This is a genomic window from Rhizobium sp. NLR22b (assembly GCF_019685295.1).
In the GTDB taxonomy this organism is placed as follows: domain Bacteria; phylum Pseudomonadota; class Alphaproteobacteria; order Rhizobiales; family Rhizobiaceae; genus Rhizobium.
The window spans coordinates 116,304-132,306 of record NZ_JABDWM010000016.1; the positions used below are offsets into that span (position 1 = coordinate 116,304).

The 16,003-nt window shown below is 61.2% G+C and carries 13 protein-coding genes; 8 read left to right on the plus strand and 5 right to left on the minus strand.

Annotated features, from left to right (window positions below):
• Positions 1-157 precede the first annotated feature (157 nt).
• The 7 genes from HJC00_RS24185 (at position 158) to HJC00_RS24215 (ending at position 10,182) form a co-directional block, all read left to right on the plus strand.
• Positions 158-2,266, plus strand: coding sequence for a family 10 glycosylhydrolase (locus HJC00_RS24185; RefSeq protein WP_168297360.1), 2,109 nt, complete (start codon positions 158-160; stop codon positions 2,264-2,266).
• A 104-nt stretch (positions 2,267-2,370) separates the two neighbouring features.
• Positions 2,371-3,357: an ABC transporter permease gene (locus HJC00_RS24190; RefSeq protein ID WP_210630037.1), complete on the plus strand. Its 987-nt coding sequence runs from the start codon at positions 2,371-2,373 to the stop codon at positions 3,355-3,357.
• An 11-nt stretch (positions 3,358-3,368) separates the two neighbouring features.
• Positions 3,369-4,559: an ABC transporter permease gene (locus HJC00_RS24195; protein WP_210630035.1), complete on the plus strand. Its 1,191-nt coding sequence runs from the start codon at positions 3,369-3,371 to the stop codon at positions 4,557-4,559.
• 10 nt (positions 4,560-4,569) lie between these two features.
• A complete protein-coding gene (locus HJC00_RS24200) occupies positions 4,570-6,297 on the plus strand; it encodes an ABC transporter ATP-binding protein (protein ID WP_210630034.1) in 1,728 nt (575 codons plus the stop codon).
• Between the two features lie 10 nt (positions 6,298-6,307).
• A complete protein-coding gene (gene otnI / locus HJC00_RS24205) occupies positions 6,308-7,102 on the plus strand; it encodes a 2-oxo-tetronate isomerase (RefSeq protein ID WP_168297269.1) in 795 nt (264 codons plus the stop codon).
• Complete coding sequence (locus HJC00_RS24210; protein WP_168297268.1) at positions 7,099-7,974, plus strand: 2-hydroxy-3-oxopropionate reductase; 876 nt, start codon at positions 7,099-7,101, stop codon at positions 7,972-7,974. Before otnI ends, HJC00_RS24210 begins: the two co-directional genes overlap by 4 nt.
• Before the next feature lie 105 nt (positions 7,975-8,079).
• Positions 8,080-10,182 (plus strand): beta-galactosidase, encoded by a 2,103-nt coding sequence (locus tag HJC00_RS24215; protein WP_210630032.1) that lies wholly within the window; start codon positions 8,080-8,082, stop codon positions 10,180-10,182.
• 116 nt (positions 10,183-10,298) lie between these two features.
• Here HJC00_RS24215 and HJC00_RS24220 read toward each other — a convergent pair whose 3' ends face one another.
• Positions 10,299-10,841, minus strand: coding sequence for a hypothetical protein (locus HJC00_RS24220; protein ID WP_210630031.1), 543 nt, complete (start codon positions 10,839-10,841; stop codon positions 10,299-10,301).
• A gap of 129 nt (positions 10,842-10,970) precedes the next feature.
• On the opposite strand from HJC00_RS24220, the gene HJC00_RS24225 reads away from it, so the two are divergent.
• A complete protein-coding gene (locus HJC00_RS24225) occupies positions 10,971-11,444 on the plus strand; it encodes a cupin domain-containing protein (protein WP_210630030.1) in 474 nt (157 codons plus the stop codon).
• A 6-nt stretch (positions 11,445-11,450) separates the two neighbouring features.
• Here HJC00_RS24225 and HJC00_RS24230 read toward each other — a convergent pair whose 3' ends face one another.
• The 4 genes from HJC00_RS24230 to HJC00_RS24245 all read right to left on the minus strand — a co-directional run bounded on the left by HJC00_RS24230 (position 11,451) and on the right by HJC00_RS24245 (position 15,862).
• On the minus strand, positions 11,451-12,560 hold the full coding sequence (locus HJC00_RS24230) for a sn-glycerol-3-phosphate import ATP-binding protein UgpC (RefSeq protein WP_221156068.1): 1,110 nt from the start codon (positions 12,558-12,560) through the stop codon (positions 11,451-11,453).
• A gap of 12 nt (positions 12,561-12,572) precedes the next feature.
• Entirely contained in the window at positions 12,573-13,487 is a 915-nt protein-coding gene (locus tag HJC00_RS24235) for an ABC transporter permease subunit (RefSeq protein WP_221156069.1), read from the minus strand.
• A gap of 10 nt (positions 13,488-13,497) precedes the next feature.
• The gene (locus HJC00_RS24240) at positions 13,498-14,382 is read right to left on the minus strand and encodes a carbohydrate ABC transporter permease (protein ID WP_210630027.1); all 885 of its coding nucleotides are present in this window, start codon (positions 14,380-14,382) and stop codon (positions 13,498-13,500) included.
• Between the two features lie 124 nt (positions 14,383-14,506).
• Entirely contained in the window at positions 14,507-15,862 is a 1,356-nt protein-coding gene (locus HJC00_RS24245) for an extracellular solute-binding protein (RefSeq protein ID WP_210630026.1), read from the minus strand.
• Positions 15,863-16,003 lie beyond the last annotated feature (141 nt).

A 16,003-nucleotide genomic window follows, 5' to 3' on the forward strand; every position in this document is an offset into this window, starting at 1 on the left:
GTTTTCCTGGAACTGCGTTAAGACAAAAACTCAGAGCGATTGCACGACTGGTAAGATTGAACCGCTCTGATGACCTTTTTCCATGATGCCTTCTCAGGCGCCGGCCCCTCCGGTTGGCGCTGAGGCGCTCTCTTTTGCCAATGATTGGATGAAGACGATGCTCGACGCCAGGAGACAGAACACCCACACGCTGAGGACGCCGGACTGGTTTAAGACCGCGACCCGCTGGACCCAGCTGACCTTCGTGGAAGACGACCCGGAGAAATACGACCCGGCCTTCTGGATCGATGTCTTCAAACGCACGAAATCGAACGCGGTCTGCCTCAGTGCCGGCGGCTATATCGCCTATTATCCGAGCGAAGTGCCTTACCACTATGTCAGCAAATATCTCGGCGACAAGGATATCTTCGGCGCGCTCGTCGATGCCGCCCGCAAGCTCGACATGCACGTCATGGCCCGCGTCGACCCGCATGCGGTCCATGACGATGCCGCCAAAGCCAATCCGGAATGGGTGATGATCAATGCCGACGGCACGCCGCGCCGCCACTGGGCCTATCCCGATGTCTGGGTCACCAATGCTTATGGCGACTACAACACCGTCTTCATGCCTGAGGTGGTCAAGGAGATCGTCCGCAAATACGATATCGACGCGGTCTTCGCCAATCGCTGGCAGGGCCACGGCGTCGATTACAGCGAAGACAGCGCCCGCCGCTTCAAGGACATGTTCGGCTATGCCCTTCCTGCAAGACCCGATGCCGAGGATCCCGCCTGGCAGGCCTGGGTGCAGTGGCGCCGCCGCGTGCTCACCGACATGATCGCGCAGTGGGACGATGCCGTCAAAGCGATCCGCCCGCATGCGAGCTTCATTCCGAACATGGGTGGCGCTTCGCTGATGGAATTCGATCTCTCGGTCATCGCCAAACACTGCCCCTTCCTCGTCGTCGACCATCAGGGCCGCAAGGGCCTTGAGCTCGGCTGGTCGGCAGGCCGCAATGGCAAGCGCATCCGAGCCACCTTCCCCGACCGCCCGGTCGTGCTGATCACCTCGATCGGCCCCGAGGAGGAATATCGCTGGAAGGATGCCGTCACCTCGGGCGAGGAGATGCAGCTCTGGATCAATGACGGCACCGCCCACGGCCTCTACGCCTGGTTCACCAAGTTCAACGGCGTCGTGCCTGACAAACGCTGGGTCGAGCCGGTGGCCGACGCATTCGCCCTGCAGGCAGCCATCGAGCCGGTGCTGGAAAGCATGAAGCCGACCGCCGAAATCGCCGTCATCGATCCCTCGACGACGCTGCGCCACTGGGCGCCGGAAGAACGGCATTCCGCCGAGAAGCACGACCTCGGTTTCTACCATGCCCTCGTCGAGGCCCGCCTGCCCTTCGAGCTGCTTTCGGACCAGGTGCTGACCGACGAGAGCCTCGATCGGTTCAAGCTCATCATCCTTGCCAACGCTTCCTGCCTTTCGGATGCGCAGAACGCGGCGATCCGCGCCTATGTCGATCGCGGTGGCAGCATGATTGCCTCTTACGAGACGTCGCTGCGCGACGAATTCGGCAAGAAGCGCCCCGACTTCGGCCTCGCCGACGTGCTGGGTGCCAGCTACGTCTCCGGCCCGCGCGGCATCGTCAAGAACACCTATGTCGCACTTTCCGGCGATCACCCGATCAACCGGGGCTTCGACGGCGCCGAGCGCATCATGGGCGGCACTCGCCTGATCCACGCCGTACCGTCGGCCGATGCGAAGGCGCCCTTCCTCTACGTTCCCGACTTTCCCGATCTGCCGATGGAAGAGGTCTATCCGCGAGAAGAACCAAAAGGTGCTGCCGTCATCGCCCGCGAGACTGGCAAGGGTGGCCGCACAGTCTATATTCCCTGGAATATCGGTGAGATCTTCTGGGAGGTCTATGCCGTCGATCATGCGCGGCTCCTCGCCAACGCCGTCCATTGGGCACTCGGCAAGACACCACGCGTCACCATCGAGGGCAAGGGCGTCATCGATCTGGCGCTACGCGAAAACGGTGAGGGCATGGCAGTCAGCCTCTTCAACCTCACCAACCCGATGATGATGAAAGGCCCGATCCGCGACAATTACCCTCTGGCAGCGCAGACCATTTCGGTGGAGATTCCGGAGGGCCGATCGGTGGCGAAGGCATGGCTCGTCGTTGCCGACCGCGCCGCAAGCTTCAGCCTTGCGAACGGCCGTGCGCAGGTGGAGGTGCCCGGTATCGACCGGCTGGAAGTCCTGCATCTCACCTGGAAATGAAGTGACAGGCGACGGAGGAGCGCTTTCGGCCTGAAGGGCCGACGGCGCGTGAAGATCCGGGGGAGGCGCGTCACAGCGTTCCCGACGGGAGGAGAAACGTTTCGATGCTTGGCTATATCTTCAAGCGCGTACTCTACATGATCCCGACCTTGTTCGGCATGTCGCTGATCTCATTCCTGATCATCCAGCTGCCGCCAGGTGATTACCTGACCTCGATGATCGCCACCATGAGCGACAGCGGCCAAACCGTCGATCCCGCTCAGATCGAGCGGCTGAAGGAAATCTACGGCTTCGATGACCCCTTCTATGTCCAATACCTCAAATGGATCTGGGGCATCGTCAGCCGCGGCGACTTCGGCTACTCCTTCGAGTGGGGTCAGCCAGTCTCCGGGCTGATCTGGGCGCGTATGGGCTCGACGCTGGTTATCTCGCTCTTGAGCCTGCTCTTCGTCTGGATCGTGGCTTTGCCGATCGGCGTCTATTCCGCCGTCCGCCGCCACTCCGTCGGCGACCATGTCTTCACCTTTCTCGGCTTCATCGGCCTTGCGGTGCCGAACTTCATCCTGGCGCTGACGTTGATGTACATCGCCTATAAATTTCTTGGCCAGAGCGTCGGCGGGCTGGTCTCGCCGGCATATGCCGAAGCGCCCTGGAGCTTTGCCAAGGTCGGCGATTTCCTCGCCCATCTCTGGATCCCGATCATCATCATTGGCGCGTCTGGAACGGCAGCGATGATCCGGATCCTGCGCGCCAACCTGACCGACGAACTGCACAAGCCCTATGTCGTTACGGCCCGCGCCAAGGGACTGCCGGAATACAAGGTGATCCTCAAGTATCCGGTCAGAATCGCGCTCAATCCCTTCGTCTCGGCGATCGGCTGGGTGCTGCCGCATCTCGTTTCGGGCGTGACGATCACTGCCATCGTGCTGAACCTGCCGACCGCTGGTCCCCTGCTTTTCCGCGCGCTGATCTCGCAGGACATGTACCTCGCCGGCAGCTTCATTCTGCTTTTGAGCGCGCTGACCCTTGTCGGCATGCTGCTGTCGGATCTGCTGCTGGCCCTGCTCGATCCACGCATCCGGTTCAATTGAGGGCGAACGCGATGAGCACGCACGAGACCTTCGGAAATCATGCTGGTCCGCTTCACACTGTTGCCGATGGCCCCTCGATCAGCCCATTGAAACAGGGCAAGACCGTCTCGACCGCAGCGATCGGTCCCTGGCGGCTGGTCGCTGGCAAGCTGATCCGCCAGAAGGTGGCGATGGTGGCCGGCGTCATTATCCTCTGCCTCTATCTGGTCGGTCTGTTCGCCGAATTCCTGGCGCCCGCTTTGCCGATGACCTCGCGGCCGCAATACACCTATGCCCCGCCGCAGGGCTTCAGCTTCTTCGTCGAAAAGCCGGACGGCAGCTCTGAGTTCAATATCCATGTGAAGGGCTACAAGGTCGAGATCGACAAGGTGGCGCTACGCCGCACCTTCGTCGTCGACGACACCAAGGTCGTCCCGATCGGCTTCTTCGTCAAAGGCGCGGCCTACGATCTCTGGGGCGTGATCCCGATGAACCGGCACCTGATCGGCCCGCTCAACCAAAACGACCCGATGTACCTGCTCGGCGCCGACCGGCTCGGCCGCGATGTCTTCTCTCGGCTCGTCTACGGCACCCGCGTATCCATGTCGATCGGCCTCGTCGGCGTCGCCATGTCGCTGATCCTCGGCGTCGTGCTCGGCTCGATCTCCGGTTTCTACGGCGGCTGGGTCGATACGCTGATCCAGCGCGTCATCGAGGTCGTCAGTGCAATGCCGACCATCCCGCTGTGGCTCGGCCTGGCGGCGGCGATCCCGCTGACATGGTCGCCGGTCAATGTCTATTTCGTCATAACGATCATCGTCTCGCTGCTCGGCTGGACCAGCCTGGCGCGTGAAGTGCGCGGCCGGTTCCTGGCGCTGCGCAGTGAGGATTTCGTCGTTGCCGCCAGGCTCGACGGATCCAGCGAGACCAGGCTGATCTTTCGGCATATCCTGCCGTCACTGACAAGCCATATCCTTGCGGTCGTCACACTGGCCGTACCGACCATGATCGTCGCCGAGACCTCTCTTTCCTTCCTCGGCATCGGCCTTAAGCCGCCGGTCGTCAGTTGGGGCGTGCTGCTGCAGGACGCCCAGAACATCCGCACCGTCGCCACCGCGCCGTGGCTCTTGATCTGGCCGTCGCTCGCAGTCGTCATCGCCGTCCTGTCCTTCAATTTCTTCGGCGACGGCCTGCGCGATGCCGCCGACCCCTACGACAATTGAGGAGGAAACCATGGCCGACCTTTCAAAAGACGTCGTTCTCTCCGTCGAAAACCTCTCGATCGATTTCAGGCTGCGCACCCACATCCTGCACGCCGTCGAAAATGTCAGTTTCGAGCTGAAACGCGGGCAAACGCTGTGCCTCGTCGGTGAAAGCGGCTCCGGCAAGAGCGTCACCGCCCGTTCGCTGCTGCAGATCGTCGACAGCCCCGGCAGTATTGTTTCCGGCCGCATCCTGCTCAGGGACGGCGACGGGGCCACCGGAAGTAACGGCATCACCGATATTGCCGTCTTGAAGCCGTCCGATCGGGCGATGCGGGCCATCCGCGGTCGCCGCATCGGCCTGATCTTCCAGGAGCCGATGAGTTCGCTGTCGCCGGTTCACACCATCGGTTCGCAGATCATTGAGGCGGTGCGCCTGCACAGTGATCTCGATCATCGCGCCGCCCGCGAAAGGACCGTCGAACTGCTGCGACAGGTCGAGATCCCGAACCCGGACAAGATGGCTGACCGCTACACCTTCGAATTCTCCGGCGGCATGCGCCAACGCGCCATGATCGCCATGGCGCTTGCCGGCAATCCCGACATTCTCATCGCCGACGAGCCGACGACAGCCCTCGACGTCACCACCCAGGCCGAAATCCTCGATCTGATCAAGCGCCTGCAGGTCGAACGCGGCATGGCCATGCTGCTCATCACCCATGACATGGGGATCGTCGCCGAAGTGGCCGACGATGTCGCCGTCATGCGCTTCGGCCGCATCGTCGAGCGCGGACCCGTCGATGCAATCTACCATGCCGCCGAACATCCCTATACCCGCCAACTGCTTGCCTCGACAGTCAAGCTCACGCATCATGTCGATGGCAAGCTGCCCGCCATAGCACTGTCGCCGGCGGCACCGCAGCCGATCCTGTCCGTCCGCCACCTCAGCAAGATCTATGGTTGGCACGGCAAGGCCAACACGTTGCGCGCCGTCGACGACGCCAGCTTCGATCTCTATCCCGGCGAAAACCTCGGTATTGTCGGCGAAAGCGGCTCCGGCAAGACGACACTCGGCCGGCTCATCCTGCGCACCGTCGAGCCGACCTCGGGCAGCATCAGCTATTGCGGCAAGGACGGCGGCGAGATCGACGTCACCAAACTCACCAAGCGCGAACTCCGCACATTCCATCGCGAAGTCCGCTTGGTTTTTCAGGATCCCTTCGCCTCGCTCAATCCGCGCATGACTGTCAAGGAGGTGATCGGCGATCCGCTTGTTGTCAACGGGCTGGCAAGGGGCAAGGCGCTGGCGGACCGTGTCGCCGAACTGATGCGCCTTGTCGGCCTCGACCCGATGGGGATGGAGCGTTATCCACATGCCTTCTCCGGCGGCCAGCGCCAGCGCATCGGCATCGCTCGCGCGCTTGCGCTCGACCCACGCATCATCATCGCCGATGAGGCGACGTCCGCTCTCGATGTCTCGATCCGCAGCCAGATTCTCGACCTGCTGCTCGATATCCGTCAACGGCTGAACCTAAGCTTCATCTTCATTTCGCACGACATTTCGGTGGTGCGTTATTTCTGCGATCGTGTCGCCGTCATGCATCGCGGCAAGATCGTCGAACTCGGCGAGGCCGAACAGATCTGCACCGCTCCTGAGGGGGCCTATACGAAGAGCCTCATCTCCGCCGTTCCCAATCCCGACCCTCGCGACAAGCGCATGCTGCACCGGCATCGTTTCGTCGCGTCTGCCGATATCTAAGGACGATCCCGTGCAGAAATTTTCCGCCAACCTTTCCTTCCTCTACCAAGACCTGCCCTTTCTCGACCGCTTCGCCGCTGCTGCAAAGGACGGCTTCGGTGCCCTCGAATATCTGGGCCCCTATGCCGAACCCAGGGAGAAGGTTGCCGAGGCGCTGAAGGCAAGCGGCCTGAAACAGGCGCTCTTCAACGTGCCGTCCGGCGACTGGGCCGGCGGCGAGCGCGGCATCGCCTGCCTGCCGGAGCGTGCAGAGGAGTTCCGCGATGGACTCGAGCAGGCGCTCGACTATGCCGCAGCGCTCGATTGCCGGCAGGTGAATGTCATCTCCGGCCTGGTGCCAAAAGGTGCGGACCTTCAAACGCTGGAAACGGTGCTGGTCGGCAATCTGAAATATGCTGCGAAACGTTGTGCCGACGCCGGCGTCACCCTGCTGATCGAGCCGATCAACCTGCGGGATATTCCGGGTTTCTTTCTGTCGACCACCACCCATGCGGAGCGCATCCTCGACAGGGTCGGTTCCGACAACCTCTATATCCAGTATGATTTCTACCACATGCAGGTCATGCAGGGCGATCTGATCCCCACCTTCACCCGACTTAAGGAGAAAATCGCCCATGTGCAGATCGCCGACCATCCTGGGCGCAACGAGCCCGGCACCGGCGAGATCAACTACAATTTCATCCTCTCCGAACTCGACCGCCTCGGCTACGACGGCTGGGTCGGCTGCGAGTACAAGCCGAAATCCGGCACCAAGGATGGCCTCGGCTGGATGAGATCCTATCTGAAGTCAGCGAGGGCAGCATGAGCATCGGATTTATCGGACTGGGCGTCATGGGCCGCCCGATGGCGGAGCATCTGATCGATGCCGGCCACACGCTGCATCTGAACCGGGTGAAAGAGACCTCGCAGCATCTTGTCGACAAGGGCGCCATAGCCGCCGCGAGCGCCAGGGTGGTGGCGCATGCTTCGGACATCGTCATCCTGATGCTGCCGGATACATCAGATGTCGAGGCGGTCCTCTTCGGCGAACACGGCGTTGCCTCCGGCCTTTCTCAGAGCAAGCTCGTTATCGACATGAGCTCGATCTCCCCGGTCGCCACCAAAACTTTCGCCAAACGCATCGAGGCCCTCGGCTGCGATTATCTCGATGCTCCCGTTTCCGGCGGAGAGGTGGGTGCCAAGGCTGCCTCTTTGACGATTATGGTCGGTGGCAAGGAGCAAGCATTCGAACGTGCCCGGTCGATTTTCGAAAAGTTGGGCAAGAACATCACCCATGTCGGAGGTAACGGCGACGGGCAGACGGCCAAGGTCGCCAACCAGATCATCGTCGGCCTGACGATAGAGGCAGTTGCCGAAGCGCTGCTCTTTGCCAGGAAGGCCGGCGCCGACCCGGCCAAGGTGCGCTCGGCGCTGATGGGTGGCTTTGCCGCTTCCCGCATCCTCGAAATGCATGGGGAGCGCATGATCAATCAGACCTTCGAGCCCGGCTTCCGTATCCGCCTGCACCGCAAGGACATGACGCTTGCCGTCGATGCCGCCCGCGCACTCGATCTGTCGCTGCCGAACACTGCCGCCACGCAACAACTGATGAACGCCGCGGTCGCCAATGGCGACGGCGAACGCGATCATTCCGCCCTCATCCGCACCCTGGAACTCCTCGCCGGAGGACCGCGCTAGATCAACGCTTTTTAGTATAGCCGGCCATCTTCGACTGCCTACTGCCGGAGCCTTCTTTCCGGACGGCGAAGCCATGTCCGGACATCGATAGAGAAGGACAGGACAATGCTGAACAAAGATATCCAACTGCCCTACGGCGCCGTCTACTTCCGCAAATCCAATCCGCCCCGTGAAGATTGGGAGCGCGACTACGCCACGGCCGGGCAAGACGGCCTCAACATCTTCCGCCACTGGTTCATGTGGAGCGCAATCGAAACCGCCCCCGGCGTCTACGACTGGGAAGAATATGACCGTCAGATGGACCTTGCGGCGGCACACGGCATCAAGACCGTTATCGCCGAGTTGATTCATGCCGTGCCCGACTGGGCGGTGCGCAAATACGCTCATGCATTGCAGGTCAATGCCGACGGCACCAAACTCGGTTCCTATATGGGTGTGTCGTCGGCGACCGGCGGCTTCTCCAACAATGGTGGCGGCGCCGGCGCCCTGACGCTGAACTGCCCGGAAGTGAGGGAAGCAGCGGGCAGATTCCTGACCGCGCTCGCCACCCGCTACAAGGATCATCCGGCGATCTATGGTTACGACGTCTGGAACGAGTGCAACTATTCCGCGGACGTCGATTACAGCCCCTATGCAAAGGCTGTTTTTCGCAAATGGCTCGAAAAGAAATACGGCAGCCTGAAGGTCCTGGCCAAGGCCTGGTACCGCTACAGCTATGCCGAATGGGATGACATCGAGCCGCCGGCGCACATGGCACCCTATCCTGAATGTATCGACTGGCTGCAGTTCAAACGCGACAACTTCTACGATCAGATGCAATGGCGCATCGACACGATCCGCGCCGTCGACCAGAAGAACACCGTCCTTGCCCACGGCATATCCGGCGCAATTCCCAACATGGCTGCCAACGGCTGCGACGACTGGCTTGCAGCCTCCAAGGTCGAGGTCTACGGCTTTACCTGGATCCAGGCGCGCAAGGGGTCGGAAGCCTGGAAGAACTGGTACGGCGTCGACATCAACCGCGCCGCCGCGCGCGGCAAACCCTTTTGGCACGCCGAGCGCCAGGGCGGCCCGCTCTGGCTGCAGCCGCAGGTGATCGGCCGTGACAAGGAGGATGGCCGCGTCGCCGAGCCCGAGGATATTCGCCTCTGGAGCATGACCTCACTTGCCGGCGGCGCCCGCGGCGTGATCAATCTGCGCTGGCGCCCGCTGCTCGACGGTCCGCTCTTCGGCGCTTTCGGCTCCTACGGCATGGACGGCTCGCGCACGCCGCGCTCCGACATGGCAAGCGCCATGGCGAGATGGGCCAATGACAAGGCGCAGGCTCCCCTCTGGGAGGCAAAGCCCGTGCGCGGAGAGGTCGGCATCCTCGTCGTGCGCGAAACGCAGGAGTTCGATTACCTCCTGAACCACGACCGCACGGAAAAGCCCTATCCCGAAGCGATGTGGGGCGCTTATCGCGCCTTCCTCGAAACCGGTACGCAACCGGATTGGGTGCATATCGACGACCTCGCGGACTATGATTTCCTCTATTTCCCTTATCCGATCATGTTCACTTCAGAGCAGGCGAAACGCCTGAAAGCTTGGGTCGAAAACGGCGGCACACTGATTGCCGAGGCATGCCCCGGCTATTTCGGCGATCGCGGCCATGTCGGCACCGTGCAACCGAACATGGGCCTCGACGAGGTCTTCGGCGCACGCGAGGAGGAGGTCGAATTCATGCCCGATATCGGAGACCGCACCCATTTCGATCTCGACGGCGCGGCGGTCCACGGTGGCGGCTTCCTACAGTCTTATCGGCTGACCGGCGGAACGGGACGTGGCCACTTCACCGACGGTCGTCTTGCCGTCGTGGAAAATGCTTATGGCAAGGGTCGCACGCTGCTGATCGGCACCAATCCTTCCGTTGCCTATTACCGCACACAGGGGAAGGCGAACGGCGCTTTCTTCGCTGAGCTATTGAGATGGAGTGGGAAGAAGCGCCACGTGACGCTGTCGAATGCCGCACTCTTCGCCCGTATCCACGAGGGTGAAAAAGGCAGCTTCCTCTGGCTCGTCAATCCGACGAGAACCACGCAGAAGACGGAGTTGACGCTCGCCCGAGGGACCCTTGCGCAAGGCCGGGCCGTCTGGCCCGTCGGCCATATCGGCCACGGTGGCATCGATGTGCCGGCACGCGATGTGCTGATCCTTCCGCTCGATGGTTAGAACCGGACCATTTTAGGCACGCTCGGCCTACAAACCTCAATCCTGTTCTAAATTAATAGTCAGAGCGTGATGTCGTCGGAAACCGCTTACCCTTTTCGGCATCATTCTCTGAGATTTCAGGATGCGGATGAACTGGCTCCCTCGGCAAAGGCTTCAAGCTCGGGGTCCAAGTCGACCTCGACGATATTGTTGAAGACGGCGGTGGCCAGCATGATGCCGGCAAAGGCGACGAGATCGACGAGCACCTTGGTCTCGTAGCGCAATTTCAGCTTCGCCCAAAGTTCGGTCGGAACGGCATTGGAATCGGTGACAATCGCCTTGCCGAAATCGTCGAGGAGTGCCTCTTCGTCGGAAAACTCCAGCGCGTCGGGGTTGAAGCCCTTGTTGATCAGTGCCCTGCGGAAGAAGGTGACGGCAATCTTCGATCTGGCTGCCTTCGAGATCGCATGCGAGAAAATCCAGATCGCCCGGTCGCTGATCGCAGGATCGAGTTCGGCGCGCAGCGTGAACCACTCGGCATAGATGCGATGAGCCGCTGGCGAATGCAGCAGCGTCCGCTTCATGTTGGTCATGCGCCCGCGCAGCCTGACTTCCTCGTCATGCGCCGCACGAACCTCTGGTGAAGCGGTGTCGTAGTCGATCTGCGGGAGGTGGCTCATCGGGTCCGTTCTTTCCTTGTGCACAGAAGCTACAGAGTGCAGAAGATATCTGCGGCGGTACCGCGGCGATCCACTTGGCCGCCGCCGGGCTCCCGCCTAGACTGGCGAAATCGAAAGTGGAGGCAAGGCGTGAGCGACGACCACGAGCATCATCATGTCAACTGGCGCGAACACGGCGTCAAGGTCATTCCCGGCAATTCGCTCGACCCGAACACCGCGCAGACGCCGGGCATGAACCGTGCGACCGCAATCAACCATGCGCGCGCCGGCGCCGAGAAGATCTGGGCGGGCACGGTGACAATCCATGCCAATGCCAAGACCGGCGCCCACCATCACGGCGATCTCGAAAGCATCATTTACGTCGTCAAGGGCAAGGCCCGCATGCGCTGGGGCGAGCATCTCGAATACACCGCCGAGGCCGGCCCGGGCGACTTTATCTATGTCCCGCCCTATGTGCCGCACCAGGAGATCAACGCCAGCCGCGACGAGACGCTGGAATGCGTGCTCGTCCGCTCAGGCCAGGAACCGGTCGTCGTCAATCTGGATATCGAACCGGTCGAGAGACCGGAAGACGTTCGCTGGATTGATCCCATTCACCGCTGACGCCGGTCAGGCGTGAACGGCGCCGGCGCTGTTCATGGCAGGGTTCTCGATAATCCGGCCGGTATCGGCGGCATAGAGATGGATCGCATTGTGGTCGATCGCGATGCCGATCGGATCACCCGATTTCACCGTCACGGCCTCGGTCAGCGCCACAGCAAAGGGCAGCCCGTCGAAATCGGCATGAACGACGCGGCTTGCGCCGAGCTCTTCGATGAAATCGGCCGTTGCCACCAATGCGCCGGGCGCATCCGGGGCTACCAACCGGGCCGCCTCGGCGCGCATGCCGAGCACGACGCGCTTGCCTTTCAGCAGCGCGGCCCGTTCGCGTGGCAGCGCGATTCTGCGGCTCTGTTCGTAGACGAAGACGCTATCATCGTTGATCGTGCCTTCGAGCAGGTTCATCGCCGGCGTGCCGACAAAACCGGCGACGAAGCGCGACACCGGATGATGATAGACCTCTTCCGGCGTGCCGACCTGCTCCACCCTGCCGCCGTTCATCACCACCAGCCGGTCAGCCAGCGTCATCGCCTCGGTCTGGTCGTGCGTGACGAAGATCGAGGTGGCACCGAGGCGCCGGTGCAGGCGGCGGATTTCGGCACGCATGGCGATGCGCAGCTTGGCGTCGAGGTTCGACAAGGGTTCGTCGAAGAGGAACACCTTCGGCTCGCGGATCATCGCACGGCCCATGGCGACGCGCTGGCGCTGGCCGCCGGAAAGGGCGGCAGGGCGGCGGTCGAGGAAGGGTTCGAGGCTGAGCGCCTTGGCGACCTCGGCAATGCGACGGCTGCGCTCCGCCTTCGCAACACCGGCCACCTTCAAGGCGTAGCCGATGTTCTCGGCGACCGTCATGTGCGGATAGAGCGCATAGTTCTGGAACACCATGGCGCAGCCGCGCTCGCGCGGCTCCAGCTGGTTGACGACGCGGCCGTCGATGGCGATTTCGCCGCCGCTGATTTCCTCAAGCCCGGCGATCATGCGCAAGAGCGTGGACTTGCCGCAGCCGGAGGGGCCGAGAATGACGATGAATTCGCCGGACTGGATCTCCAGATCGACGCCATGAACGACGGGATGCTTGCCGTAGCTCTTCTTCACATCACGGATTGAGATCGGTGCCACAGGACTGTTCCTTCACTTCTCGGTGGAGATGAGGCCACGCACGAACCAGCGCTGCATCAGGATGACGAGCACCAGCGGCGGCGACATGATGATAAGTGTGCCTGCCATGGCGACGTTCCAGTCGGGCAGGCCGAATTCGGACGGGATGAGGGTCTTGAGCTGCGTCACCGCAATGCCGAAATTCGGATCGGTGGTGACAAGCAGCGGCCAGAGATACTGGTTCCAGGCCCAGACGAACATGATGGTGAACAGCGCTATCATGTTCGACCGCGACAGCGGCAGCAGTATGTCGACGAAAAAGCGGACGGCACCGGCGCCGTCCATCTTCGTGGCCTCGGCGAGCTCGTCGGGGACGGTCAGATAGAACTGGCGATAGAGGAAGGTGCCGGTCGCGGTGGCCACCAGCGGCGCCACCAGTCCCGTATAGGAATTCAGCAGGCCCCATTCGAGCTTGATCTGGATGCCAGACACCCAGGCGACGAGCCCGGTAATTCCCGTGATGTCGAGGATCGCCTGGAACGGCGCCAATGCATTCGCCGCAATCGAATAGGTCGGCACGATGCGGACTTCGAGCGGCAGCATCAGCGTGATGAAGATGATCCAGAAAATCAGATACCGGCCACGGAAACGGAAATAGACGATCGAAAAGGCAGCCAGCGCGGAAAGGATGACCTTGCCGGCGGCGACCGACGTGGCGAAGATGATGCTGTGAAGCAGCTTGTTGCCGAGATCGGCGCGCACCCAGGCTTCGTGCGCGTTTTCCCAGAAATGCGAGCTCGGCATCAGCGGCAACGGCACATGATTGACCGTCTCCAGATCGAGTGTCGATGCGATGATGACGATGGCGAAAGGCAGAAGCGCGATCACCATGCCGAGCGCCAGAACCGTGTAGCAGACGAAGTTGAATATCGGCGTGCGTTCGATCATGTCAGCGACCTCACTTGTAGTGCACGCGCCGCTCGATGAAGCGGAACTGGAAAATGGTGAGAAGGACGACGAGCGCCATGAGGATGATCGACTGGGCGGCGGCCCCCGAATAATCGAGCCCCCTGAAGCCGTCGAAATAGATCTTGTAGACCATCAGTTCCGTCGCCCGCGCCGGACCGCCCTGAGTCATGACGTCGACGATACCGAAGGAATCCTGGAAGCTTTCGGTGATGTTGATGACGAGCAGGAAAAACAGGGTCGGCGTGAGCAGCGGCAGCTGGAGATCCCACATGCGGCGCAGCGGCCCGGAGCCATCCATGGCCGCGGCCTCGATCAGCGAACGCGGAATGCCCTGAAGCGCCGAAAGGAAGAAGATGAAATTATAGCCGATATATTTCCACGAAAAGGCGACGATGACGGCGATCATCGCGTCTTTGCCGTCGAGCGCCGGGTTCCAGAGACCGGGCCACACTTGGTTGATAACAGACAGGAGGCCTGCCTCCGGCGCCAGAATGAAGCGGAAGGCGAGCCCGAGAGCGGGAGCAGCGATCGCATAAGGCCAGATGAAGACCGACCGATAGATTTTGTGGCCGCGCAGTTCACGATCCGTCAAAAGCGCCAGGATGAGCGCAAACCCCATTGCAATGATCGTCGAGCTAAAGGCGAAAACCATGCTGCGGCTGATCGATTCCCAGTAGATCGGGTCGCTGAGCAATTGCTTGAAATTGTCGAAACCGACCCAGGCATTGCCGCCGCCCCATGGCTGCTCGAGCGTGAACGCCCAATAAAGCGCCTGCGCGCTCGGCCAATAGAAGAAGACGAAGATCAGCAGCAGCATCGGAAACGCGAAGAGCAGTCCGATCGTCGTCGAGGAGAAGGTGACGCGCTTTTCCATGGGGTGGTCGTTTTCGGCCTGGTTTGGTTTAGGCGCGGGCGGCGACTTCGCCTCCGCAGCCGGTATGAATGTATAAGGACGCCCCCAGTCCGCAAGTGGACCGGGGGCGGCTCATATCGGTTGATCAGGGAAGCTGAACGTTCTTGTAGGTCTGCTGGAAGCGGCGCAGCAGTTGATTCCCGCGATCGGCAGCGCCGTCGAGCGAAGCCTGGATATCGGCGTTGTTGACGAAGATTGCCTGCAGACCGTTGGCGATCTCGGTGCGGACCTGCAGCAGGCCGCCGAGGCGGATGCCATGCGGAACCGTATCGTCAGCAGGCGATGCGGTCAGGCTCTGAATGGCGAGCTCGCGGCCGGCATAAGGAGCCTTGTCGTAGAAACCCTGCTTCTTCAGATATTCAAAGCCGGAGTTACGAACCGGAATATAACCGGTGACGGTCGACCAGGTCAGCGCTTCTTCCGGCTTGGCGATGAAGTTGAAGAAGGCAGCGGCAGCCTTGTATTCGGCATCGGTATGCCCCTTCAAGACCCAGAGCGAAGCGCCGCCGACGAAGGAACTGTGACGGGTTGCATTGCCGTAGGTCGGGAGCATTGCCACGCCCCAGTTCATGCCCTGCTTGGCGGTACGGCCGATATTGCCATGGTCACCGACGGAGGTCAGGATGACTTGGCAGTCGCCGGCAGCAAAGGCTTCGACGAAGGTCTGGCCGACGGCCTTGTTCTTGATGACAGCGAGCTTGTTGTCGTACCAGGACTTGAGGTCCTTGACGTAGCTGACGAGAAGCGGGTTCTTGTTGAACACCAGCTCGGCGTCGAGACCTTCGAAGCCGTTCTTCTTCGTCGCGATCGCTTCGCCGTTGACGGCTTCAAATTGCTCGATGTACTGCCAGACTTCGTTGTTGGAGATGTCAAAACCGAGAGGGCAGGCATAACCTGCGTCCTTCAGAGCTTTGAAGTCTTCACCGGCTTCCTGCCAGGTGGTCGGAGCATGGTCCTTGCCGATCTTGGCGAAGGCGTCCTTGTTCCAGTAGAGCAGAGCAGTCGATGAGTTGAAGGGGAAGGAATACATCTCGCCCTTCGACGTCGCATAATAGTTGGCGATCCCGGAGAAGTAGTCTTTCCAGTCGACCGTGTAGCCCATGTCGGTCATCAGCTGGTTTGCCGGGTAGAAGGCGCCGGAAAGCATGATGTCGAGCGTGCCGGCGTCGGAAACCTGGGCGATTGTCGGCTGCTTGCCGGCGCGGAAAGCGGCAATCGTGTTCTGCAGGGAAGCGTCGTAGCTGCCCTGGCTGGTGCAGACGACTTCATAATCGGTCTGCGACTGGTTGAAGCGATCGCACTGTTCCTGGACACGCTTTGCGATATCACCGGAATTGCCGAACCAGAAATCAATCTTGGTCTTTTCGGCGGCGGCAGCGGGCCCAGCAAGAACCGCTGTGGCGAGAAGGGCGCGAACGGCGCCGAGAAGCTTGGCTTGCATGAGAACCTCCAACGTAGAAAGGGGCGCGCTTTAAGCGCACGCCCATTTAGCTGGTTCAAATTGCCGCCGCCAATGAATATTACATGACATGAAATGTTAAAAATCTAGTCGTCACAAAAGTGACATGCAATCGTTATTCAC